General features: G+C 46.2%; 17 protein-coding genes. 10 read left to right on the top strand and 7 right to left on the bottom strand.

Annotation, left to right across the window (positions count from 1 at the left end; all coding sequences use genetic code 11):
• Positions 1-58: 58 nt before the first annotated feature.
• Positions 59-2,074, top strand: a complete 2,016-nt coding sequence (locus HBAL_RS14065) for a sialate O-acetylesterase (RefSeq protein ID WP_015828616.1) — start codon at positions 59-61, stop codon at positions 2,072-2,074.
• A 49-nt stretch (positions 2,075-2,123) separates the two neighbouring features.
• Positions 2,124-4,292 carry an alpha-glucuronidase family glycosyl hydrolase gene (locus tag HBAL_RS14060; RefSeq protein WP_149037536.1) on the top strand — a complete coding sequence of 723 codons (2,169 nt, stop codon included), beginning with the start codon at positions 2,124-2,126 and terminating at the stop codon, positions 4,290-4,292.
• 79 nt (positions 4,293-4,371) lie between these two features.
• On the opposite strand, the gene HBAL_RS14055 is transcribed toward HBAL_RS14060, so the two are convergent.
• The 6 genes from HBAL_RS14055 to manD form a co-directional block, all read right to left on the bottom strand.
• Positions 4,372-6,072 carry a glycoside hydrolase family 43 protein gene (locus HBAL_RS14055; RefSeq protein ID WP_015828614.1) on the bottom strand — a complete coding sequence of 567 codons (1,701 nt, stop codon included), beginning with the start codon at positions 6,070-6,072 and terminating at the stop codon, positions 4,372-4,374.
• A gap of 61 nt (positions 6,073-6,133) precedes the next feature.
• Positions 6,134-7,414 (bottom strand): TRAP transporter large permease, encoded by a 1,281-nt coding sequence (locus HBAL_RS14050; protein WP_015828613.1) that lies wholly within the window; start codon positions 7,412-7,414, stop codon positions 6,134-6,136.
• The gene (locus tag HBAL_RS14045; protein WP_015828612.1) at positions 7,405-7,911 is read right to left on the bottom strand and encodes a TRAP transporter small permease; all 507 of its coding nucleotides are present in this window, start codon (positions 7,909-7,911) and stop codon (positions 7,405-7,407) included. The genes HBAL_RS14050 and HBAL_RS14045 overlap by 10 nt, the downstream gene beginning before the upstream one ends.
• Positions 7,904-8,905: a TRAP transporter substrate-binding protein gene (locus tag HBAL_RS14040; protein ID WP_015828611.1), complete on the bottom strand. Its 1,002-nt coding sequence runs from the start codon at positions 8,903-8,905 to the stop codon at positions 7,904-7,906. The genes HBAL_RS14045 and HBAL_RS14040 overlap by 8 nt, the downstream gene beginning before the upstream one ends.
• A gap of 70 nt (positions 8,906-8,975) precedes the next feature.
• Entirely contained in the window at positions 8,976-9,722 is a 747-nt protein-coding gene (locus HBAL_RS14035; protein WP_015828610.1) for a FadR/GntR family transcriptional regulator, read from the bottom strand.
• Between the two features lie 55 nt (positions 9,723-9,777).
• On the bottom strand, positions 9,778-11,025 hold the full coding sequence (gene manD, locus HBAL_RS14030; RefSeq protein WP_015828609.1) for a D-mannonate dehydratase ManD: 1,248 nt from the start codon (positions 11,023-11,025) through the stop codon (positions 9,778-9,780).
• Positions 11,026-11,386: 361 nt separating this feature from the next.
• On the opposite strand from manD, the gene HBAL_RS14025 reads away from it, so the two are divergent.
• From HBAL_RS14025 to cobA, 8 genes are all read left to right on the top strand, one after another.
• A complete protein-coding gene (locus tag HBAL_RS14025) occupies positions 11,387-12,367 on the top strand; it encodes a TPR end-of-group domain-containing protein (protein WP_015828608.1) in 981 nt (326 codons plus the stop codon).
• Positions 12,368-12,750: 383 nt separating this feature from the next.
• The gene (locus HBAL_RS14020) at positions 12,751-14,220 is read left to right on the top strand and encodes a CmpA/NrtA family ABC transporter substrate-binding protein (RefSeq protein ID WP_015828607.1); all 1,470 of its coding nucleotides are present in this window, start codon (positions 12,751-12,753) and stop codon (positions 14,218-14,220) included.
• Between the two features lie 119 nt (positions 14,221-14,339).
• Positions 14,340-15,452 (top strand): ABC transporter permease, encoded by a 1,113-nt coding sequence (locus HBAL_RS14015; protein WP_015828606.1) that lies wholly within the window; start codon positions 14,340-14,342, stop codon positions 15,450-15,452.
• 14 nt (positions 15,453-15,466) lie between these two features.
• Positions 15,467-17,188 carry an ABC transporter ATP-binding protein gene (locus tag HBAL_RS14010; protein WP_015828605.1) on the top strand — a complete coding sequence of 574 codons (1,722 nt, stop codon included), beginning with the start codon at positions 15,467-15,469 and terminating at the stop codon, positions 17,186-17,188.
• Positions 17,189-17,254: 66 nt separating this feature from the next.
• On the top strand, positions 17,255-19,699 hold the full coding sequence (nirB, locus tag HBAL_RS14005; RefSeq protein WP_015828604.1) for a nitrite reductase large subunit NirB: 2,445 nt from the start codon (positions 17,255-17,257) through the stop codon (positions 19,697-19,699).
• A gap of 3 nt (positions 19,700-19,702) precedes the next feature.
• Positions 19,703-20,035 (top strand): nitrite reductase small subunit NirD, encoded by a 333-nt coding sequence (gene nirD / locus HBAL_RS14000; RefSeq protein ID WP_015828603.1) that lies wholly within the window; start codon positions 19,703-19,705, stop codon positions 20,033-20,035.
• A gap of 4 nt (positions 20,036-20,039) precedes the next feature.
• The gene (locus tag HBAL_RS13995) at positions 20,040-22,742 is read left to right on the top strand and encodes a nitrate reductase (protein ID WP_015828602.1); all 2,703 of its coding nucleotides are present in this window, start codon (positions 20,040-20,042) and stop codon (positions 22,740-22,742) included.
• A complete protein-coding gene (gene cobA / locus HBAL_RS13990) occupies positions 22,739-23,512 on the top strand; it encodes a uroporphyrinogen-III C-methyltransferase (RefSeq protein WP_015828601.1) in 774 nt (257 codons plus the stop codon). The genes HBAL_RS13995 and cobA overlap by 4 nt, the downstream gene beginning before the upstream one ends.
• On the opposite strand, the gene HBAL_RS13985 is transcribed toward cobA, so the two are convergent.
• Positions 23,509-24,789: a CmpA/NrtA family ABC transporter substrate-binding protein gene (locus tag HBAL_RS13985; protein WP_015828600.1), complete on the bottom strand. Its 1,281-nt coding sequence runs from the start codon at positions 24,787-24,789 to the stop codon at positions 23,509-23,511. The genes cobA and HBAL_RS13985 overlap by 4 nt on opposite strands.
• Between the last annotated feature and the right edge of the window lie 19 nt (positions 24,790-24,808).

Below are 24,808 nucleotides of genomic sequence, written 5' to 3'. Positions count from 1 at the left end.
TCCGCATGAGACGGAAACTGAAAAATAAATATAAACAAACACTAGGGGAGAGTGAGACGTGCGAATTCAGTTCTTGAATACGGTTGGCATCAAGGCGGCGCTTATATCTGCAATGGTTTGTGGAGTTGTTGCATGTGATTCAACGACATCTGGTTCAACAGCATCCTCGGTTGAGGAAGGTAAGAGCGCACCAATTTTGAGCAATGTGTTCTCAGATCACATGGTATTACAACAAGGGTATGAAATTCCGTTTTGGGGGCGGGCTGGCTCGGGTCAAAAAATAAATCTGACCTTTAATGGTGAAACCAAACAAGCAGAAGCAGACCTTGTTGGTAATTGGCGGATAAGTTTTGATGAACCAGACGTAATGGGGCCATATCAGGTTAAAGTTGAAACTGAAGATGGTCAGGTTCAAGTGCTGGAAGATGTCTTAATTGGCGATGTGTATCTGTGTTCTGGACAGTCCAACATGGAATTTCCAGTGTCTCGTGCGCTTAATCCCAATCGCGAAATTCCGGCAGCTGACGGCTCTAATATTCGTTTGTTTCAAATGCCAATGCGCTCATTCAATGCGCCGCAAAAAAGTGTCACTGGCGATGTTTCGTGGGAAATGGCGAGTGCAAAAACAGTTGAGAATTTTTCAGCGGTTTGCTGGTTCTCGGCTAAAGAGTTGGAAAAGAAATCAGATACTCCCATTGGCCTAGTGCAGGCAGCATGGGGCGGAACACGTATAGAAGCGTGGATGAATGAAGCTTCGTTGGCGGAAACGGGTCTGGTTTCAGATGAGTTGGAGATGCTGCAAAACTATAGGGAGACTCCCAAAGCAGCGATATCCAAATTCGGAGAAAGACTAAATACGTGGTGGGATAGCACGTTTCCTTCAGCATCAAAGCCTTGGGAAAATGCGTCACAAAGTATTGATCAGGCGTGGAAAAAAGCACCTGAAACCATGGGCAATTATCAAGCCTGGGGCATTGAAGAAATAGAGGAATATAAAGGCTTAATCTGGTTTCAAACTGAATTGAATTTGCCAGAAGATTATGACGGATCAGCGTTGGATTTATCTGTCGGGCTGACTGATGAACGCGATTATGTTTGGGTGAATGGTGAGTTCGTTGGCTCTGGCTATGGCTGGAGTGTAGCCTCGGTTTATGAGGCAAGTGCAGGCTTGCTGAAGTCAGGCAAAAACATAATTACGATTGCGATTGAGAATGGCTGGAAGGCTGGTGGAATTTTAGACCTTAGCGATTCTGGTGTGAACTGGCAGCAGCAAAATATTGGTTTTGAAAATTGGCAATGGCAGCTGATTGAAAACGGACCAAGCTCTATGGATCGTGCGCCATGGGAAACAATGAATGGTTTGTCTGGTATTCACAATGGTATGGTGTCGCCTTTGGATGGTTTGAAATTCAAGGCGGCATTCTGGTATCAGGGTGAAAGCAATGCGAGCAATCCAGAAGATTATGAGCAAATGTTGGCTGGGTTGATTAAAGGCTGGCGGCTCATGTTTACTTCTGATTTGCCGGTTGTGGTTATCCAGCTTGCAAATTATGGAAATTTGCCATTTGAGCCGGTTGAGAGTGGGTCATCAGGTGTGCGTGATGCACAGAGACGGGCGGCTTTAGCTGATGAAAACACCGGACTGGTTGTCACAATTGATATTGGAGATCGCATTGATATCCACCCTGCAAATAAGCAGGTTGTGGCGCAGCGTGTCGTTGAGTCTTTGGGGTATCTGCAAACGTCGGATCGTAAGCAATTGGGCGATAATGCCCAGCCTGTAAGGGCATATTATAGCGATGATGGAATTGTTGCTGAGTTTATGAATACGCAGGATGGCTTGCGCATTTATGGCGGTGATAATTTATCTGGTGTTGAGTATTGCACGCCGTTGGAAGGATGCCGTTTTGTGCCAGCAAGCCTTGAAGGGCAGGATAGTCTTCGCATTTCAATTGACGACAAAACCCAAGGCGCACGCATTCGTTATGCGTGGGCGGATTCGCCAATTCCAACCCTATTTGAAGGTGACTATGTGCCGGTCACACCATTTGAATTGGTGGTAGAAGATGAATGAATTTCAATTTGAAAACAAGCATGTGGACGCGTTTGAGGAAAAATCACAAATGAAGATGATTTTTGGAAAACTGGGGAAAGTGTTTGCATCCTCAATTGTCGCACTAGGGCTTGTGGCTGTGATGCCTATGCGTGCACAGGCAGAGGATGGTTATGAATTATGGTTGCGCCATGCTCGCATGGACCCAGAGGCGGCGGCATTTCCAACTGGCTTCATGCTTGATTGTGAAACAAATTCGCCAACGCTGAATATTATATCGGATGAGTTGCAATCGGCTTTCATGGCGATGACCGGCAGTGAACTGGTACGTCATGACAAGCTTGAAGATGGAACACTTATACTAAGTAGTACGCAGTGTTCTGGTTCTCTCCAGAGTGATTTAGAAGCTGTAGAAAGCGATGAGGGATATATCATTCGCAGTGAAAACGGCGAAGAGATAGGCCATACACTGATTGGCGCGAAGACAGATATTGGTCTGCTCTATGGTGTGTTTGACTATCTAAGGCAGGTGGCTTCAGAAGCGGATCTGACAAAACTGGATATCACACAAGCACCCGCCATTGATTTGCGCGTACTTAATCATTGGGATGATCTGAATGGTCATGTCGAGCGCGGTTTTTCAGGTGAGTCCATCTGGGATTGGTTTCGTATGCCCGACTATATGTCGCCCCGATACACAGATTATGCGCGCGCGAATGCATCTGTCGGTATCAATGGAACAGTTCTAACAAATGTGAATGCGGACGCGACCGTTTTAACGCCGCGATACCTTGAGAAAGTTGCAGCGCTCGCAGATGTGTTTCGTCCATATGGCATAAAAGTCTATTTAACGGCGCGTTTCTCGGCACCAATGGAGCTGGACGGGTTGGAGACAGCGGATCCGCGCAATAGCGATGTTCAGGAATGGTGGAAAACCAAAGCGGATGAAATTTACGAATATATCCCAGATTTTGGTGGTTTTCTCGTCAAAGCAAATTCAGAAGGCCAGCCCGGGCCGCAAGATTACGATCGTGACCATGCTGAGGGTGCAAATATGCTAGCAGACGCAGTGGCCCCAAATGGCGGCGTTGTGATGTGGCGGGCCTTTGTTTATTCCGCTGAAGAGCCAGATGATCGTGTCAAACAAGCATATGACGAGTTTGTTCCGCTTGATGGCAAGTTTAGAGACAATGTGCTGGTTCAGTCTAAAAACGGACCATTGGACTTTCAACCACGTGAGCCCATCCACCCATTATTTGGCGGCATGGAAAAAACGCCTGTGATGCTCGAACTTCAGCTGACTAAGGAATATCTGGGGTTTTCAACGCACTTGGCTTATTTGGGGCCGATGTGGGAAGAGGTGCTTGATACGGACACTCATGTGAAGAAAGAAGACGCCAGTGTCGCCGATATTGTAGATGGCAAAACTTTTAATCACAAACTGTCAGGAATAGCCGGTGTGGCCAATATTGGGCGCGATCGCAATTGGGCTGGTTCCATATTTGATCAAGCCAATTGGTATGCTTTTGGGCGTTTGGCATGGAACCCGAAACTATCAAGTTCATCTATTGCAGAAGAGTGGATTGATCAGACGTTTGATTTATCAAATGCCGGTGAAGAAACCGTTTTGAGCATGATGATGGGATCGCGGGAAGCGGTTGTCGATTACATGACACCTCTAGGCTTAACTCACCTTATGGGCACAGGCCATCATTATGGACCCGGGCCTTGGGTGGATGATCTGGGGCGCGCTGACTGGAACCCGTATTATTACCACCGTGCGACCGCCGATGAAATCGGTTTTGATCGCACAAAAACAGGGTCAAATGCACTGGCTCAATATGCAAAACCTTTGCGTAAAAAATGGAGCAATTTGGAAACCGTGCCGGACAATCTTTTACTATGGTTCCACCGAGTTGGTTGGGATTATGAGATGAAGAGCGGTTTGACGCTTTGGCAGGAAATGGTGCGCCATTATGATCGCGGTGTGGATGCTGTGGCGAAGATGCAATCTGATTGGCTAAACCTTGAAGGCGAAATTGACGCTGAACGGTATCAGCAAATTTCTGATTTTCTGGGTATTCAACATAAAGAAGCAAAATGGTGGCGTGATGCTTCTCTCGCTTATTGGATGAGCATTAACGGATTGGAACTTCCAGAGGGAAGTGCGCAGCCTGAACATAGCCTGGAGTATTATAAGGCGCTTTCATTTCCGTTTGCGCCGGGACAAACACAATAGTTTAGAAATGAAGAGATCTTCTCAAGAAAAAGCCTCCCCCATAAAGGGGAGGCTTTTTATTTGCTGTTGGTTTGTGGAGTTATTGTACGGAAGAGTGACAATAGGGGCCAATGATTGTGCCGACAAATCCGCCTGCCTTTGCGGTGCTTAATAGCGTTGCATCAATGTCTTGAGCCAACACTGTTTGCGCTCCGTCAATTGTGTATTCAAACTGCATCAGTCCGGCATCGCTGCTTAATGTCAGGTCTATATTCTCAAGATTGGTTATTGGCGCTGAGGCCAGCAATGTGTCGTTGTCGGAATTGTCTTTTGTTCTAACAACAATATTGGTGCCGTTCTCGTCTTTCTCAATTCCGAAAAATACCAATGATGTATCATTTTGAATGGCAACTAAACCGGCCTGATCACCGTTAGCTTGAGGTGTATAGGAGAGGGATGTTGTGGCTGTCGCGATGTGGTGCTGTTGGCGGCGGCCGATAAATGAAGGTGCGTGAGAAAGATCACCAAAGGCATAATCACACCTTAGATTAAGTGCGCCGTTTTCAACGGAATAAAATGCGCTTTCAGGATTGCGAACTCCAACCCATTGTTGAGATAGAGCGCTTCTTTCAAACTCATCGCGATAGCTGAAATTACCAGTTAGCGGCAAGGCTGGGGCTGCCTGAGCAGGCAGGTTTGGTTTGGCGTGGGCAAAAGGAATTGCTTCTCCAGCGGGCAGTATGTAAGGCCAGCCATCATTCCAGCTAACGGGAAGTAAGAAGGTTTCACGGCCAATATTATAGTGGTCTTCTGCATCATATGGACGTGTGCTTAAAAAAGTTGCCCACCATTCTCCATTTTGCGTTTCAACAAACTTTGCATGCCCTGCAGCGGAAATAGGGTGTGTTCTATCTGGGGCTAAATCTCTTTGCGTAAGGATGGGATTGTGGTCTGCAGGAAGGAATGGACCTCTGACGTCTTTGGACCTGAATATGGTCTGGGAGTGATTGACGCTGGTTCCACCCTCGGCGGCGGTGAGGTAATAATAATTATCGCGTTTTAATATATGTGGGCCTTCAATCCAGACAGGTTCGGTAATGATATCTACGCCGCCATTAATTAGCAGGGTACGCTCTCCGACCATTTTGAGATTTTGCCAGTCAAATTCTTGAACCCAAATTGCGCGATGCCCTTCATATATGGGGGCTCCGATCGGTGCATCATTATTGACGATATAGGCTTTCTCGCCTTCCCAAAAAATGGATGGGTCAATGCCGTCAAAATCTAGCCAAATCGGATCTGACCATGGGCCGGTAGGATTATCTGCGGTGATAACGAAATTACCTTTGCAATCAACGCAAGTGGTGACGATATAAAACACCCCATCATGGTAGGAAATATCAGGTGCAAACACACCTCTAGAAACGGTCAGTCCTGAGAAATCAAGCTGGTCTGATCGATCAATTGCGTTGCCGATTTGAGACCAATTTACGAGGTCTTTTGAATGAAAAACGGGGATGCCAGGAAAGTGCGAGAAACTGGAATTGACCAGATAATAATCTTCATCGACGCGCAAAACAGAAGGATCTGGATAATAGCCAGCTAGAATTGGATTTTGGTATTGGTTGTCCGCCAATTCGACTGTTTCTGGTGTTTGGCCTGAATAAGAAAAATATTCAAAACTTGCCGTTTTTTTTTGTTGGGTTTCTTCAATAGAAGAGGCTTTATCTGTTGGTTGACATGCCGCCGTAAAAGCGAGTGCGAGTACAGATGTGTAGAGCTTTAGTGCTTTGTTTTTCATGTTTAATCTCCCCATTTAATGTCATTGTTTTAAAGCCCCGCATTTTTTATTTTTGCTTTTGTTACTGAAATACACTTGGCAGGAAAAGCGTCAAGCTTGGTATGTAAGCCGTCAGCAAAAGCGCCGCTATGAGTGCAAGATAGAAAGGCCAAATTGTTTTGACTGTTTCTTCAATTTTAATGTCACCAATGGCTGCTCCCACGAAAAGCACGGACCCAACTGGCGGCGTTACGAGACCTATGCCTAAGGTGAGAATAAGCACGATACCAAAGTGAACTGGATCAACACCCAATTCCATCATCATGGGTAAGAAAATCGGTGTGGTGATAATGATAAGAGGGGCCATATCCATGAAAGTTCCTAGAATGAGAAGAACCAAAATCACCATCAACATGACCAGTGTTGGATTATCTGAAATCGACATGACAAGTTGAGCCAATTGCGTAGGCGCGTGCAAAAGGGCGAGTAACCAACCAAACACTGCTGCTGATCCAATTATCATCATCACGATTGCTGTCGTTTGCACAGCGCCTCGACATGCGAGTGCAAAGGTTGTTGGAGTCAGGGTTCGGTACACAAAGGCGGCAACTATCAATGTGTAGACAATGGCAACAGCAGAGCTTTCAGTTGGCGTGAAGACACCTCCAAGTATGCCCACCACAATAATAACGGCTGTAAACAGGCCCGGCAAAGCGATAATGCTCGCTTTTAGAAAGGCAGGCCATCCAGGGAAGACGCCTTTAGGGTAGTTGCGTTTGCGAGCAATTATCCAAGCTGTAATAGCTAGCGCTATACCGGCGATAATGCCGGGAAATATCCCAGCCAAAAACAGATCACCAATTGATATGCCTAAACCTGAAGACGCGGCATAGATGATCATATTGTGAGATGGAGGGATGATGACACCCAAAATTGCGGCGCAGCACGTCACATTGACCGCATAGTCTTTGTCATAACCTTTTTCTTGCATTGCAGGCATGAGCGAAGAACCAAGTGCGGAAACGGACGCTATTGAAGATCCAGAGACGGCTCCAAACAGCATAGAAGCGCCCACATCAACTTGACCTAATCCGCCCTGAAGCCTGCCGAGCGCTGCATCTGCAACCTGTAAAAGCTTTTCTGCTATTCCTGAGCGATACATGAGGTCGCCTGCGAATATAAAGAATGGGATGGCCATAAGAGAGAAGACATTGATACCAGCGGCCAATTGCTGAACAGCAATCACTGGTGCGATGTCTAGATATACAAGTGTCAGGACTGATGCGGAAAGCAGCGCAAATGATATTGGCACACCAGCAACTAGAAAAATAGCGAGTGCAAGGAGAAGAAGGGTTAGCGCCATGCTGGTATCACCTTCTCATTGCGACTATTGGCGATGATGTGTTCTATCGCAAAAAAGCAGATTAGAGCTCCGGCAAGTGGAAGAGGCAAAAATGCAGATCCACGGGGCAGCCCCAAAGACGGGATTGGATATTGCCATAGACGAGAAACTAATTTTGTGCCGTAGATAGCAAGAGTGAGGCCCGCACTCGCTGTGACTAAATGGGTGAATATGATTGTAGGCAAACGGGTTTTATTCAGACCATTCTGGAATACGGTGATGTGAATATGAAATTGTTCCCTAACGCCTGCAGCTGCTGCGAACAGGACTGTCCAGACCAGAAGATAAAGCGCGAGTTGTTCGCTCCAAGACGGGCTAGCATTGAAAATATACCGTGCAATGACTTGCCAGAATATAATCGCGGTTATGGCAACAATACCAATGCTGGAAATCCATAAACATAGTCGTGATAGAAGGAATGATAACTTGGAAATAGTTTCTGCTATGGACTCAAACATCGGCAGACTCCATGTCCTGAATCTCTTCCATAAGCTCACGCAAGTTGGGTGTTAAAAAGCGATCATATACAGGCTGCATGCATTTAATGAATGGATCTTTATCAATTGTCTCAATGATTTCGACGCCGCTTTTTTTGACGACTTCCATCGCGCTGTTGACGCGTGCATCCCAGATTTGACGCATGAAAGGCACAGATTCACGTGCAGATTCCATCACAAGCTCTCGATCATTGTCAGACATCATTTTCCAGCGTCTAGCAGACATCACTAGAATTTCCGGTGTCATGAGATGTTGGGTCAGAGAATAATATCGGGCAGCTTCAAAATGGCGTGTGTTTTCATAGGAGGGCCAGTTATTTTCAGCGCCATCAATCACGCCTTGCACGAGGCTTTGATACACCTCAGAAAATGACATCGGAGTGGCATTTGCGCCTAATGCTTCCACCATGGCGACATAGAGGTTCGAATTTTGAACACGTATCTTCATGCCTTTAAGGTCATCGGGCGTGCGAATGGGTTTGATTGTATTGTAGAAACTGCGCGCACCAGAATCGTAAAAGCACAAACCAATCAAATCATGCTCGGCTAGGCTAGCGAGAATTTTTTGGCCGGGCGCGCCGTCCATGGCCGCTCGCATATGCGGAATGGACCTAAAGACGAAAGGCAGGGATGGAACAATTGTTGATTTGGCAATCGGGTTTAATGGGGCAAGATTAACTCGGTTAAAGTCTATGCCGCCAAACATGGAGATTTCTAGAGTATCTCTTTCAGCGCCTAATTGTGCACCGGAATAAATCTCTGTTTTGATGCGACCATCGGTTTTCTCTCTCAAACGGTCCGTCATGAAAGTGAGGGCGGCCACTGTTGGATAGTCAGCGCTTAATGCATCGGCGGCTATCAAAGCTGGTTGATTGGAATTGCATCCTGATAACGGAAAAGACAGGCAGGCACTGCCAGCGATAGACATAACATGCCGGCGAGAAAATTGAGTCATAGACTGCATCCTTTTTCGCCCAAATTGTAAGCCTTATCAAACTGAAAGAGTGTTATGGAGCAAGCGGTGATCAATTTTTCTTTTGCCCGAGATAGTGATCGCGTCTGGCTTGGGCTTTGTTTTTTGCCTTTTCTACATCATCGGTTTCTGTCACTTCCAGAAGTGCATCAATGACGCGGGTGAGGTGATCAAACATTGCTTTTCTGGCACCAGCCGGATCACGATTTTTGAGGTTGTAGAAAATGTTTCTGTGGTCTTCGACCATGGGCTGAACACCATATTCGCGAGACCGGTTTAGCATTTCGATCACCACGGGACTGGAATCACGAACAGCCCATAAATCTTCGCTCATTTTTACCAAAGCTGAGTTTTGGGTCGCATTGGCTATCATCATGTGAAACTGACGGTCTGCGCTTTCACTATCACTGATATTACCGTTTGCGTTTTCCTGCACCATTTCGACAAGAAGCTGTTCAAGTTTAGCAAGGGTGATGTCGTCTATGCGGGTTGCAGCTAATTCAGCGATGTCACTTTCCAGATAAATACGTGCTTCCATCATTTCAAATGGACCAATATCTAGATCGTTTGCTGCATCACTATTGGCGCGATCAGAAATAACATGAACACCCGAACCATTTTTGACTTCGACTAAGCCCATGATTTCAAGCGCAATTATAGCTTCTCTAATAGTAGGTCTAGATACATTGAACTCTTCAGCGAGAATTCGTTCGGCTGAAAGTCGCTGACCAATTTCATATTCACCAGCTTCAATCTTGGATTTGAGTGTATTTGCGACTGTTTGATATAATCGTTTCATGTGAGCGAGCCATAAGTTTTATCGGAAAATTGTATTATGCTTGCATAGACTGAAATTACCAATTCCACATAGTTCCGTCTTTGAGGCGTGCAATTGGTAATTGGCGCGGATCATAGGGATATTTAGCTGCTAATTTTTCGTCTAACGTGACGCCATGCCCAGGGGTTTCAGCACATATCATGTGGCCGCTTTCAAACTTGTAGTCATGCGGGAAGACTTCATCTGTGGCTTCTGTATGGCGCATATATTCCTGTATTCCAAAGTTTGGAACCCACGTGTCAAAGTGGATGGCAGTTCCCATACAAACAGGAGAGAGGTCTGTTGCACCATGGCTTCCTGTTCTAATCTGATAGAGTGCAGCAAGGTCAGCGATGCGGCGCAAATGTGTGATCCCGCCCGCATGAACAATAGTGGTGCGGATAAAATCAATGAGCTGGTTTTGAATCAGTTCACGGCAATCATGGATACTGTTAAAAATCTCACCCACTGCCAAAGGGGTTGTTGTGTGCTGGCGAATGAGACGAAATGCTTCTTGGTTTTCTGCTGGTGTGGCATCTTCCAGCCAGAACAGGTCAAATGGTTCTAAGGATTTACCAAGTCTTGCAGCCTCTTGTGGTGTCATGCGGTGGTGTCCGTCATGAAGGAGTGCTGTTTCAGTGCCGACAGCGTCACGAACTTTTTCAAACAATTTGGGTATGAAGTTCAGATATGCTCGCGTGTCCCAGAGCTGTTCTGAGGGGAGGTGGCTGTCGGCGGGTTCATAATACATTTTGTCTTTAGAAACGCCATAAGCCACATCAAGACCGGGTACGCCGGATTGCGCTCTGATGGCTTGATAGCCCATTTCTTTGTAACGTAGAACTTCTTCAACTGTGTGGGATGCATCTGTTCCGTTTGCATGGCCATAGACTAGAACGCTGTCGCGACTTTTTCCGCCGAGTAATTGATAAAGTGGCATATTGGCCATTTTGGCTTTGATATCCCAAAGCGCTGTATCAATTGCAGCAATTGCAGACATCGTAACAGGGCCGCGACGCCAATAAGCGCCTTTGTAGAAATATTGCCAGATATCTTCAATTTGGCCGCAGTCTTTGCCAATCAATGCAGGAATAAGATGGTCATTCAAATAAGATGCTACGGCAAGCTCGCGCCCATTTAATGTTGCGTCTCCATACCCGACAACACCACCTTCTGTTTCGATGATAAGCGTGACAAAATTTCGATTTGGAGAGCATACATTTACGCGGGCTGAAGTGATTTTGCGATCGCGCATAGATGAACTGGCTTGAGATGTGGCGTTCATTAGAAGTGTCCGGCAGGAGAGAGAAGTGTAAATATCAACCTGTATTACCAATTGTGATATTTGGCAAGATAGGGATGGTGCCTCAATACAAATACGTGTGCTAGTTTGGGAGATCACTTTAGGCCTAATCTTCGTGATCTGCGAGTGCACTTAGAAGCTTGGTATTAGCGAAACCGCATTTCTTATTGTGAGTTGAACTTGTTTGAAGTTTATGGGGCTCCTGCCGTTGCACTTCATATGAGATTTGTTAGAGAGATGCAGCGATGGCCATGTAAACAAAATTGGCAACGCGGCGTAAATCACGCGTCCTTAATAATATGAAGGAGCTGAATTTCGACTCTGCGTTTTTCAGCAAATAGTTATGATACACACTTTATCAGCGGCTTTTCTCGCTTTTCGTCAGCTCTTTTCATTGCAAACTAAAGTATTGGGGCGGTATGTTCTGGCTTTTTTGATAGCGGCAATGGTTTTGCCGGCAGCGCAGGCACAGGAACCAAAACAAGAAAACACATTGCCGCAAGATAGCGGTGCTTATGTTGGGGATTTGGATAAGGTCGTACAGGAGCCTGATAAGCCGCTATATTCGCCATTTACGGCTAGATATATTCTTGACGAAGTACGCCATTTAAGAATGGATTATGAGCGTTCACGCGCAAATATGCTGGAGCGGCAGGTTACAAGAGAATATGAGATCGCAAAAGATGCTGCTGGCTATGCGCGTAATGCTGTAGAGCTTTTCTTTTTCGTGATTACAGCGGTCACAACATTGCTTGTGTTTTTCGGTTGGAATTCGCTTAGAGATATTCGATCACGCGTGAGCCAGATTGCGGAGGCGCGGGTGGAAAGCCTGATTGCCGGATATGCAGAGCGTATGGACGCTGTAGAAGCTGAGCTAAAGCTTAAATCCAAGCGGTTGATTGAAGCACAATCGGAAATTGATGAGACGAACGAAATTCATTCTCTATGGTTACGTGCGAGTCAGGAGACAGCTGCATCTTCGAAAATTGCTATTTACGACGAAATTTTGAAAATGCGCCCAGAAGATACAGAGGCAATGACGTTTAAAGCAGATTCTGCTTTGCAAATGGCTGAACCACAATGGGCTTTAAGCCTAGCAAATCGCGCGCTTGTCATTGATCCAGATAATGCGCACGCATTTTATCAACGTGCATGTGCGCACACCGCTATTGGTTCAATAGAGGAAGCAATAGCTGATTTAGAGACCGCTGTTTCGATGGCAGATACATATCGCGCGCAGGCGGCATCAGACCCAGCATTCAATCCCATAAAAGAGCTTGAAGCCTTTCGCGCTTTAACTGAGCGCGATGATGGGAAATCTTGATCCGTGCATAAGTTTTGTTGAGCGTAATTGACTGATCAGCTCATCAAAAATGTCGGTTTAAATCTTTAACTCACTAAGGTCAGAAGAGCGCGTGTTTGCTCGATTATTGTGCAACCTCTGCTTTATTGTGGGTGTATTCTTGTCAAATTGCATCAAGATTGGGCAGTGAGAGATGTCGAGCTTGAAAGTTTTATTAACATATTAGAAACAGGAAATGCGCAGTGACGATGCTGCACTAAGTATTCGTAGTCCGCCGCGGGACTCGATTCGTATCTTGGGAGTTCTTAATCAGAACTTTCCCATTGTTTTTCGAATTTTCCAATTTTTTTTGGTTGAGGCCACAATCTCTTCGATTGCCTCAAGCCCCGCTTAGGAGACGTTATATGACTGCGTTAGCGACTTTTTTTAAAACGACCCCGCATATGCCCTCAATGCGTAAAATTGTAATGGGTACAGCCTTTATCGCGGCCTCTATGCTTGCTGCATGTGGTGACAATTCATCTAGTTCTGTAAAGCCGTCAGCGGATGTTGATGTGGCTCCAATTTCAACGCTTGCGCTTGAGAAAACAGATCTGACTTTTGGCTTTATCAAGCTGACAGATATGGCTCCCTTAGCGATTGCTTATGAAAAAGGCTATTTTGAAGATGAAGGTCTTTTCGTAACAGTTGAACCGCAAGCGAACTGGAAAGTTCTTCTGGATCGCGTGATTGATGGTGAGTTGGATGGCGCGCACATGCTAGCTGGCCAGCCAATAGCGGCAACAATCGGCTATGGAACGAAGGCTGATATTATTACGCCATTTTCAATGGATTTGAATGGGAATGGTATTACCGTTTCCAATGAAGTATGGGCTGAAATGAAGCCTAATATTCCTAAAATGGATGATGGGCGTCCCGTTCACCCAATCAAAGCAGAATACCTCAAGCCAGTTGTTGAAAAATACAATAATGAAGGCAAGCCCTTCAATATGGGGATGGTTTTCCCAGTATCCACACACAATTACGAGCTTCGCTATTGGCTAGCATCTGGTGGTATCCACCCAGGTTTTTATTCGCCGGATGACACATCTGGAAAAATTCAAGCTGAAGCATTCTTATCAGTGACGCCTCCACCGCAAATGCCTGCAACTTTGGAAGCGGGTACAATATATGGATATTGTGTGGGTGAGCCTTGGAATCAGCAAGCTGTATTTAAAGGCATTGGTGTTCCAGTCATCACTGACTATGAAATCTGGAAAGACAACCCAGAAAAAGTATTCGGTATCACAAAGGAATTTGCTGAGGAAAACCCGAATACCACACTTGCTCTGACGAAAGCGCTTATTCGTGCGGCAATGTGGTTGGATGAAAATGACAATGCCAACCGTCCTGAAGCTGTCGAGATTTTATCGCGTTCAGAATATGTGGGTGCGGATGCTGAAGTTATTGCAAACTCAATGACGGGTACTTTCGAGTACGAAAAAGGCGATAAGCGCGACGTTCCGGATTTCAACGTGTTTTTCCGTTATAATGCGACATACCCATATTACTCAGATGCAGTTTGGTATCTTTCACAAATGCGCCGTTGGGGACAAATCCCTGAAGGCAAGTCTGACGCTTGGTATGATGAAATTGCTAAAAATGTATACCGCCCAGACATATACCTAGAAGCAGCCAGAATGCTGGTTGATGAAGGTAAGGCAAATGAAGCTGATTTCCCTTGGGAAACAGACGGTTACAAAGCTCCAACCCCAAGTGAAGACATTATTGACGGTATTGCTTTTGATGGCCGTGCGCCAAACGCATACCTCGATAGTTTGCCTATTGGTCTGAAAGGTAATCAGCGTGTCGAAGGTTCGACAATTGTAGAGTAGTCGGTTTCAACGCCCGATACTTGGCGGGGGCCTATGTCTCTCTAAGTCTCCGCCAATTTTTATAGAATGAGCTTTTTATTGCTGCAGTTGTTTTGCAGTGAAACATACGGAAATTATACATGTCCATCGTCCAACCTGCAGAAACACAATCAGATGCTTCGTTAGAGGTGACTGTTGATAAAGACGCTGCAAAAGAAGCACGCAAAGAAAAGATTTTTACTGCCATTAACAAGGCTTCCAAATTTTTGGATGCCGTAGGCTTGTCTTGGGTGACACCGCTCTTGATGATAGCGGCAGGTGATAGCCCCAAAGAGCAGGGCAAGGCGTTATGGATGCGTCTTGGTGTGCCAATTCTAGCGCTACTGATTTTTATGTTTGCTTGGGCGCAATTGGCACCAACTGTTAAAACATCTCTAGGAGCTATTCCGGGGCCTTCTCAAGTTTGGGAACAAGCTGTCGTTTTGCATAAAGACCATGTTGCAGAAAAAGTGAAATCTGATGCTTTTTATGCGCGTCAGGATGCACGCAATGATGCTTTGATCGCAGCAGGCCGTGAAGGTGAAGTGCGCGACAGAGATTACACAGGTAAGCAGACTTATTACCAGCAAATATGGACGAGTTTGAAGACTGTGTTCTTCGGATTTATCCTCGCTACAGTTATTGCAGCGCCGCTTGGTATTATTATGGGTATGTCGCCTGCAATGAGCGCGGCTTTCAACCCTATTATCCAAATATTTAAGCCAGTATCTCCCTTGGCGTGGCTGCCCATCGTGACGATGGTCGTGTCTGCGACTGTGGCGACAGATGGGAATATGTCCAAATCGTTCCTGACATCGGCAATCACTGTGACTTTGTGTTCGTTATGGCCAACTTTGATCAATACAGCTGTGGGTGTTGCCTCTATCGACAAAGATCTCGTGAATGTGGGTAAAGTATTGAAGCTGGATGCTTGGACCAAAGTCACCAAGCTGGTGCTTCCATCTGCATTGCCGCTGATTTTTACAGGTATGCGCTTGTCTCTTGGGGTTGGCTGGATGGTGTTGATCGCCGCTGAAATGCTGGCTCAAAACCCTGGTCTTGGAAAATTCGTCTGGGATGAATTTCAGAATGGGTCATCTCAATCTCTCGCTAAGATCATGGTTGCTGTGCTGACGATCGGAATAATCGGGTTCATTCTCGACCGCTTCATGGCTGCACTTCAAACAATGTTCACTCACTCAACCAACCGCTAATATTGGAGGCTGTCATGGCGATACTTTCGCTAAAAAATGTATCCAAATGGTATGGTGATGGACCAGATCGTGCGGAAATTCTCAAAGATGTAAATCTTGAAGTCGCTGACACTGAATTTGTTGCCATTCTAGGGTTTTCAGGATCGGGCAAAACCACGTTGATCAATTTGATCGCTGGGCTTGAATTTCCTGATGCGGGTGAAGTCTTTAGCAAAGGCGAGAAAGTGGAGGGGCCAGCCCCTGACCGCGGTCTCGTCTTTCAAAGCTATTCGTTGATGCCGTGGATGACAGTTAAAGAAAATGTCGCCTTGGCTGTAGATACTGTCTTTAAAAGCGAGTCCAAAAAACAACGCGAAGAACGTACTCTGCGTTATGTTGAAATGGTGGGGCTTGGGCACGCCACTGACCGCAAACCATCCGAGCTTTCGGGTGGTATGCGTCAGCGTGTATCTGTTGCGCGTGCTTTGGCAATGAGCCCAGATATTTTGCTGCTGGATGAGCCTCTATCTGCTTTGGATGCACTTACGCGTTCTAAACTTCAGGACGAGATCACTGAGATATGGGATCAGGAAAAGAAGACTGTTGTTCTCATCACCAATGATGTGGATGAGGCTATATTGCTGGCAGATCGGATCATTCCGCTAAACCCGGGACCAAATGCATCGCTTGGACCTGATTTCATCGTTGATATCCCGCGTCCGCGTGACCGCACCAAAATGAATGAAAGCGAAGAGTTTAAAAAGCTTCGCAAAGATGTCACCGCCTATCTGATGGGGGTTGGTGCAGCCGCCAAAACAGAAGGTGATGAGCCACCTTTGCCAAATGTTGTGCCGATTACGCAAAAGCCACCTAAGGTCTATGAAGATGCGACCAAAACCTCAGGCCTGCATGAAGATCGCTATCTTGAATTTTCTCAAGTGTGTAAAGTTTACCCAACGCCCAAAGGCCCGCTAACGGTTGTCGATGGTTTTGATACACTCGTGAAAAAAGGTGAGTTTATTTCCATAATCGGACATTCAGGCTGTGGAAAATCGACAGTTCTGACAATGGCCGCTGGTCTAAATGATGTATCCAAAGGCGGTATTATTCTTGACCATAAAGAGGTCGCATCTGCCGGTCCTGACAGAGCCGTTGTCTTCCAATCTCCATCTTTATTTCCTTGGCTGACTGCTAAACAGAATGTGGCCATAGGGGTTGATAAAGTTTATCCAGATGCAAGTCAGGCAGAACGTGAGCAGATTGTCGAATACTATCTCTATCGTGTTGGTCTAAAAGACTCGATGAATAAGCTGGCTCAGGATTTATCCAATGGGATGAAGCAGCGCGTGGGTATTGCGCGGGCTTTCGCGCTTAGTCCGAAATTGCTCCTGCTTGATGAGCCATTTGGTATGCTCGACAGTTTGACCCGTTGGGAGCTTCAAGAAGTTCTTATGGATGTCTGGCAAAAAACCAAAGTGACAGCGATGTGTGTAACGCATGATGTTGATGAAGCCATTCTGCTTGGTGATCGTGTGATCATGATGACGAATGGTCCAAATGCCCGCATTGGTTTGGATATGCGCGTGGATATCGAACGTCCGCGTACACGTAAAGCGCTGCTTGAGCACCCAGATTATTACGACTATCGCCAGCGCGTTCTTCAGTTTCTTGAAGATTATGAAGGCGGCGCAAATCCGACGCCTCCAGCTGATGAATCTGAGCCGGATGTTAAAAAGGAAAAAGAGGATGCAGCGTAAAATCATGTCCTCATATTTCGATAAAATACAAATATTTAACCCGCATATTGAGACAGGAGCGTTTCAATGAAACCTAGACTTGTCGTTATAGGGAATGGTATGGCCCCAGGCCGTGCACTTGAGACCCTTTTTGAAGCTGCACCAGATGCGTATGAAGTCATTATCTTCAACGCAGAACCGCGCGTGAATTATAACCGTATTATGCTTTCTCCAGTTCTTTCTGGTGAGCAGAGTTTTGATGATATCATCATTCACGGGGATGGCTGGTATGAAGAGCATAATATCACGCTTCATCGCGGTGCCCGTGTTACGCAAATTGACCGAGAAGCAAAAACTGTCACGTCCGCTGCAGGTATAACTGAAAGCTATGACAAGCTGATCATCGCGACCGGTTCTAACCCATTTATTATTCCATGCCCGGGACATAAACTTCACGGCGTTTTGGCGTATCGCGACCTCGATGATGTTGAGAAAATGATTGAGTTTTCCAACAAAGAAAATTCAAGCGCTGTTGTCATCGGGGGCGGGTTGCTCGGGCTAGAAGCGGCGGCAGGCCTAAAAATGCAAGGCATGGACGTGACTGTGTTGCATCTCATGCCAACACTAATGGAACGCCAGCTTGATCCGTCCGCAGGATATCTTCTTGAGAAAGAATTATCTTCTCGCGGCATCAAAATTATGACGAAAGCTAACACAAAAGAGATTGTTGGAACTGATTGTGTCGAGGCGGTGCTGCTTGAAGATGGTACTCGTCTCAAAGCCGATATGGTGGTCATGGCTGTAGGTATTCGTCCAAGTGTTGAACTGGCCAAAGAGGCTGGATTGGACACGGGTCGTGGGATTCAAGTATCCTCAAACATGCAGACATCTGATCCAGATATTTATTCTGTTGGTGAGTGTGTGGAATTTGAAGGCAATGTGTATGGTCTGGTTGCGCCGCTATATGAACAAGCGCGTGTTCTGGGTATGCATTTGGCCGGTGAAGCTGATCATGCATTTGCTCACTCTGAGACATCGACAAAACTGAAAGTAACGGGAGTTGATCTTTTCTCTGCAGGTGATTTTGCGGAGGGTGAAAACCGCGAAGAAATTGTTTTCCGTGATGCGGCTCGCGGTATTTATAAACGTTTGGTTCTTGAAGAAGATCGCCTTATTGGAGCCGTTCTCTACGGTGAAACAGCAGATGGTGCCTGGTTCTTCCAGAAAATTAAAGAAGGTGCTCCGATAGCATCAGAAGATCGTGAAAACCTTATATTTGGCCAAAGCTTTTCGGGAGCAGCTCCGCTGGACCCCACGGCGGCCGTTGCAGCCTTGCCGGATGATGCAGAAATCTGTGGTTGTAACGGCGTTTCCAAAGGTAAAATCGTATCTGCTATTGAAAAAGAAGGACTAAAAGACCTAGCTGGTGTGCGGTCTTGTACGAAAGCGTCTGCATCATGTGGAACGTGTACAGGGCTTGTGGAAAGTTTGCTCGCATACACGCTTGGCGATGAATTTGGCGGCACTAAAGTTACAGTCTGTGGCTGTACAGATTTGGGGCCGGGTGATGTGCGTCGTTTGATCGTTGCCAAAGAGCTGAAATCAATCCCAGCGATTATGCAGGAGCTTGGTTGGAAAACCTCTGGCGGATGCGCCAAATGTCGTCCAGCTCTGAACTATTACCTCATTGCGACATGGCCGGGTGAATATGTTGATGATCAGCAATCACGTTTCATCAATGAGCGTGTTCATGCCAATATTCAAAAAGACGGAACTTACTCCGTAGTTCCTCGTGCATGGGGTGGTTTGACCACATCCAAAGAATTGCGAGCTATTGCGGATGTTGTTGATAAATTTGAAATTCCAACCGTAAAATACACAGGCGGTCAGCGAATAGATTTGCTTGGTGTTAAAAAGGATGATCTGCCTGCTGTTTGGAAAGATTTGAACAATGCCGGAATGGTTTCCGGGCATGCATATGCAAAAGGCCTGCGTACAGTCAAAACCTGTGTTGGGACTGACTGGTGTCGTTTCGGAACCCAAGATTCGACTGGGCTAGGTGTTAAACTTGAAAAATTGATGTGGGGCTCATGGTCGCCAGCAAAGGTCAAGTTAGCCGTATCCGGTTGCCCAAGGAATTGTGCAGAATCAACATGTAAAGACATTGGTGTTGTCTGTGTGGATTCAGGGTATGAGCTGCATTTTGGCGGTGCAGCTGGGATGCATATCCAAGGCACTCAAATCCTCTGCAAAGTGGAAACTGAAGAAGAAGCAATAGAATATTGCGCGGCATTGCTTCAAGCTTATCGAGAGCAGGGCTGGTATCTTGAGCGCATCTATAAATGGGCTGATCGCGTTGGATATGATACGATCCGTTCCATGATCGCAGACGATGAAGAAGGGCGCAAAGCCTTTTATCAACGATTCTTGCATTCTCAACAATTTGCACAAGACGACCCTTGGGCACAGCGCGCATCGCAAGGTGTTGATGCTCATGAATTTGCACCTTTGACATTGGAACCAGCGGAGTAAATCATGCCACACGATACTGCAGTAATTGATTGGATCGACCTTTGTGCCATTGAGGATATTCCGCTTCAAGGGTCTCGGCGCGCAATCATTAGAGGACGTGAAATAGGTCTCTTTCGGACAATGGCGTCAGAAGTCTACGCGATTGACAATGCATGTCCTCATAAAAAGGGACCGCTTACCGAAGGTATTGTTCATGATTGTTCCGTCACTTGTCCTTTGCATAATTGGGTTTTCGATTTGAAATCTGGTGAAGCAACAGGGCCTGATGAAGGGCGCGTCCAGACCCATGCGGTCGAGATCAGAGATGGTCGGGTATTTATTCAGATTGAAGGCTAAATAAGTGTCCCAATCAGAGTCCGAATTGAAATCTACAGCAACGACCTGTCCTTATTGCGGGGTTGGGTGTGGTGTTTTGGTGACGCCATCTGAAGATGGGCAAACTGCTCAAGTTAAGGGTGATCCTGATCATCCTTCTAACTTTGGTAAATTGTGCTCAAAAGGATCTGCATTGGGTGAAACCCTGACGCATGAAGAACGTTTGTTGGATCCTGTTGTTTATGGACAAAAGTCAGACTGGAATTCTGCACTTGATCTAGTCGCGGGTAGATTTTTGCAAACTATCGCCGAGCATGGTCCAGACAGTGTCGCGTTTTATGTGTCTGGACAATGTCTGACTGAAGATTACTACATCGCCAATAAGATGATGAAGGGATTTATTGGTTCTGCCAATATTGATACCAATTCGCGGCTTTGCATGGCCTCATCTGTGGCGGGCCATAAACGGGCATTTGGGGCAGACACAGTTCCGGGTTGTTATGAAGATTTAGATCACACGGATCTGGTTATTCTTGTCGGTTCAAATTTTGCCTGGTGCCATCCGGTTTTGCACCAAAGGCTTCTCGTAGCAAAAGAACAGCGCGGCACCAGAATAGTCACAATAGATCCACGCCAGACCGCAACTAGCGACGCAGCAGATCTGCACTTGCCTATCAAACCTGGCGCAGATGTGGCGCTATTTAACGCATTATTTGTACACCTTTCTAACTCCACCGCCTTTGATAAATCTTATGTGGATGCCTACACGGATGGCCTTGAAGAGGCGCTGAAAGTGGCTTCTGAGCTCTCTCTTGAAGAGGTTGCGGTTGAGACAGGGCTATCCATTGAGCAATTAGTGACCTTTTTCGATCTTGTGACTCAGACCGAAAAAACGATGACAATCTATTCCCAAGGGGTGAACCAATCCTCCACTGGAACAGATAAAGTCAATGCGATTATCAACGGACATCTGGCAACCGGACGCATTGGTCGCGCAGGCATGGGGCCGTTTTCAATTACGGGACAACCCAATGCTATGGGTGGACGCGAAGTTGGTGGTTTAGCCAATCAACTCGCCTGTCATATGGATTTTGATGCTGGAAGTTTAGATAAGGTCCAGCGTTTCTGGGACGCACCTAATTTGGCGCAAGGGCCGGGGCTTAAAGCTGTCGACATGTTCGATGCGATCGGGAATGGCAAGATCAAAGCGTTGTGGGTTATGGCAACCAATCCAGCGGTTTCTATGCCCAACGCAGATAAAGTGCGTCGTGCGATTGAAAATTGTCCTTTCGTTGTTGTGTCGGATATTGTGGAGACAAGTGACACGGTAAAACTGGCACACGTTAAATTACCTGCGACGGGATGGGGTGAAAAAAGTGGAACAGTTACAAACTCTGAGCGCAGAATTTCTCGTCAACGTAGCTTTTTGAAACCTGCTGGCAATGCGCGACATGATTGGGATATCATGTGTGATATTGCACGCCGGATGGGCTTTGAAGGTTTTGCGTTTGATAATCCATCCGATATTTTTAAAGAATATGCTCAGATGTCAGCATTTGAAAATAATGGCACACGTGATTTTGATATCGGGCATTTTGATGAGATTACGACAAACCAATATGATGATTTAACGCCGTTTCAGTGGCCTTTGGCAAAGAATGAAACGCAGGCTAGGGCCAAACGCTTTTTTGAAAACGGCAATTTTTATACAGCCAACAAACGGGCCAAATTTGTATCGACGCCTGTTAAAGCACCTGCATCAAAACCGAATGCAGAGTTTGAGTTTGTATTGAATACTGGGCGTATTCGCGATCATTGGCATACAATGACGCGGACAGGGAAAACCCAGCGTTTATCCACGCACATTGCGGAGCCATTTGTCGAAATAAATTCAAGGGATGCTTTAAAGCTTGGCCTTGTAGATTCTGATATTGCAATTGTTAAAAGCAAATGGGGCAGTGCGCATTTGCGTGTACTCGTTACAGATCGATTGGCAGATGGTTCGGCGTTCGCACCCATGCATTGGACACGGCGATATGCCTCCAAAGGATGTGTAGACGCTATCACTAGCTCTAATTTTGATAAGGTTTCTGGCCAGCCAGAAATGAAATACACACCTGTTTCTATTGAAAAATTTAAACTAGATTGGTGGGCGTATGCAGTGATTTCAGAAGAGCCATCTCCTGAAATTCTGGCTAAGTTTTCATACTGGGCACTAGCGCGTCGTAATGATGGGTGGAGTGTAGAACTTGCGGGAGACAATTCTATTTGGGATTATAAAACCTTAATGGAAGAATTGCTGCAGGTTGACCCACAAGATGAAGAATTGTCCTTTGTGGATACCAAAACTGGCAATATGCGTCGTTGTGTTATCTCGGATAACCTATTGAAAGGGTTTGCAATTCTCTCAACACAGGGAAGTGTGGAAGCGGACCGTGCTTGGTTAGGGCAAAATATAGGCAAAAAGCTCGATGACACCGTTAGATTGCGTCTTCTAGCTGGTCGTCCACCAGCCGGAGAGGTTAGTGGTAAAGTTATCTGTGCATGTATGGGGGTTGGTGCAGGTGAAATTGAGGCGGCTATAAAATCTGGGGCTGAAACGGTCGTAGAAGTTGGAAAAGTTACGTGTGCAGGAACAAATTGTGGGTCTTGCAAACCTGAAATTTCCGTACTGATTTCTGAATATATGCATGCGTCTAAATTGGATCAAATGGAAGCGGCAGAATGAAAAACGGCAATGACTGCAATCGCTTAAACGGCAAGTTGACTCTGATCGGATGTGGACCAGGGGCTGCCGATCTATTGACTTTACGTGCTGTATCCAGAATCCAAAATTCGGATTTAGTTTTGTATGATCGGTTGGTTAGCTCGGAAGTGCTCGATCTGATACCGGCAGATGTTGAAAGCTGTTATGTCGGGAAAGAAGCTGGAGATGGTGGTGTTCAGCAGGCTGATCTGAATCGCACAATTCAGGAAAATGTTGCCAAAGGTCGGCACGTTTCTCGGCTAAAATCTGGCGACCCCATGATTTTTGGCCGTGCTGCAGAGGAAATCGCTGCAGCTTCAGTCGTTGGTGCTGAAATTGAAATTGTTCCCGGCGTGACCGCTGCTTTGGCAGCAGCTTCAGAAGCAGTGATTACCGTGACTGAGCGTGCAGAATTGCAGAGCTTTGTTGTTACCACAGGAAGAACTGCCGAGGTTGACTCGGTGCCGGATTGGGCAAAAATCGTGAAGCCGGGTGTTTGTGTTGCTTTCTATATGGGGGTTGCGCAAGCTTGGAAGATTCAATCAACGCTTATGGCTGCCGGTGTACCTGCTGATGCGCCCGCTGATTGGATTGAGCGAGCGGGGCAACCGCAAATGAGATCTGTAAAAACAGTTTTGGGTCGCCTTGCACACGATACAAAAGAGCAAGGCGTTAAAAATCCTGCAATTTTGCTTATCCGTTATCCATATAGTCTTTGCAATGCAGCGAGCCTGCAGGCCACTCTAGCTTAATTTAACTGGACTTCTATATCGGTTTTACTCGCTTCTGAAGCGCGACTGGCAGATGAATTTGAAAATCCATTCAGGTAAGAATTAATTTCAGCTGGGTTGAAGACGCGGCCATCAATAAACTGGTTGGCACCCATGGCTATGGGTTGTGTTGCTTCCTTTAAGACCCACGCATGCTCTTGAGCTCCTTCAACTTTTTCATTGATCGTAGGAGCTGCGATATTCAGTTCGGCTGCTGCTTTACGGTAAATTTCTGGCTGAAATGCTGAAGAGGCTGCCGCGTCAAATTCCACATCATCTGTGAGTTGTCCCCATCGCACCATTTGCGTTAAAATCCATTTCGCTTGGGATATCCAAGGGAAGTTTGCTGCATAACGATGAAAGACATTGAAATCTGGCATATCTTGACGAAGATTGCCGCCTGTCTGTCTATTTTTGCCTGTCAGAGAGCTAACGATCTCATCAAGCGGTGCATCTACATACTCAGCGGATGCAATCATTTGTGCGGCAGTTAAACGATTATTGGGGCTGTCCACCCAGACGGCGGCTTCTAGAAGTGCCTTGATCAATGCAAGGTGAATATCTTCATGTTGATTGGCCCAGCTGTGACGCACTGCTAGCACTTTTTCTATATGCCCTGACCATATTTCTGAAGAGGTGATGAGTGTGTGACCCAGCCCTGCAAGGACTGCAGTATTATTCCATGGTTCGCCGACACAATAGCCATCGATTTGTCCTGCACGTAGGCTATCAACCATTTGAGATGGAGGAATAACAACAAGTTCAACATCTTGATCTGGATCAATGCCAGCGGAAGCTAGCCAGTATTTTAGAATATAGGCATGCATGGAATAGTGGTAGACATGGGCAAAAACAAGCTTTGGCTGACCTGTTGCTTTTCTAACATCTACCACATGCTTCAGTCCATGCGCGCTTAAGGGGCGGCGTAACATTGTGTCTGGAGAAATATGCTGCATGCTCTGGAAAAGAGCATTGGAGACGGTGATCGCATTGCCATTTAAGTTAAATGCAAAACTACTCGTGAATATTTCAGGGTAAGGGCTGATGCCAGCTGCTGAAGCAACGACCATGGGTGCAAGCATGTTTGCAGCATCTATGACTTTATTGGCTAGACCATCGCGCATAGCTGCCCAAGATTTATAGCGCTTAAGCGTGACGTTCAGATTGTATTTTTCAAATAATCCACGCTCTTTGGCGACGGTGAGAACAGCGCAGTCTGAGAGGCGAGCAAAACCTATAGCTAAATTATGTTGGTTCATCGTGGTCATCCTTTTGCGA

Origin of the sequence: Hirschia baltica ATCC 49814 (assembly GCF_000023785.1) — a bacterium.
Taxonomy (GTDB): Bacteria; Pseudomonadota; Alphaproteobacteria; order Caulobacterales; family Hyphomonadaceae; genus Hirschia; species Hirschia baltica.
Note: the sequence above shows the minus strand (reverse complement) of the source record. Positions and strands in the feature narration are given on the sequence as shown.

Coding starts and splice junctions, on each gene's coding strand:
- HBAL_RS14035 (WP_015828610.1), bottom strand. CDS start 9,722: ATGAAACGATTATATCAAACAGTCGCAAATACACTCAAATCCAAGATT.
- HBAL_RS14020 (WP_015828607.1), top strand. CDS start 12,751: ATGACTGCGTTAGCGACTTTTTTTAAAACGACCCCGCATATGCCCTCA.
- manD (WP_015828609.1), bottom strand. CDS start 11,025: ATGAACGCCACATCTCAAGCCAGTTCATCTATGCGCGATCGCAAAATC.
- HBAL_RS14025 (WP_015828608.1), top strand. CDS start 11,387: ATGATACACACTTTATCAGCGGCTTTTCTCGCTTTTCGTCAGCTCTTT.
- HBAL_RS14010 (WP_015828605.1), top strand. CDS start 15,467: ATGGCGATACTTTCGCTAAAAAATGTATCCAAATGGTATGGTGATGGA.
- HBAL_RS14050 (WP_015828613.1), bottom strand. CDS start 7,414: ATGGCGCTAACCCTTCTTCTCCTTGCACTCGCTATTTTTCTAGTTGCT.
- nirB (WP_015828604.1), top strand. CDS start 17,255: ATGAAACCTAGACTTGTCGTTATAGGGAATGGTATGGCCCCAGGCCGT.
- HBAL_RS14060 (WP_149037536.1), top strand. CDS start 2,124: ATGAAGATGATTTTTGGAAAACTGGGGAAAGTGTTTGCATCCTCAATT.
- cobA (WP_015828601.1), top strand. CDS start 22,739: ATGAAAAACGGCAATGACTGCAATCGCTTAAACGGCAAGTTGACTCTG.
- HBAL_RS14040 (WP_015828611.1), bottom strand. CDS start 8,905: ATGACTCAATTTTCTCGCCGGCATGTTATGTCTATCGCTGGCAGTGCC.
- HBAL_RS14055 (WP_015828614.1), bottom strand. CDS start 6,072: ATGAAAAACAAAGCACTAAAGCTCTACACATCTGTACTCGCACTCGCT.
- HBAL_RS14015 (WP_015828606.1), top strand. CDS start 14,340: ATGTCCATCGTCCAACCTGCAGAAACACAATCAGATGCTTCGTTAGAG.
- HBAL_RS13985 (WP_015828600.1), bottom strand. CDS start 24,789: ATGAACCAACATAATTTAGCTATAGGTTTTGCTCGCCTCTCAGACTGC.
- HBAL_RS14045 (WP_015828612.1), bottom strand. CDS start 7,911: ATGTTTGAGTCCATAGCAGAAACTATTTCCAAGTTATCATTCCTTCTA.
- nirD (WP_015828603.1), top strand. CDS start 19,703: ATGCCACACGATACTGCAGTAATTGATTGGATCGACCTTTGTGCCATT.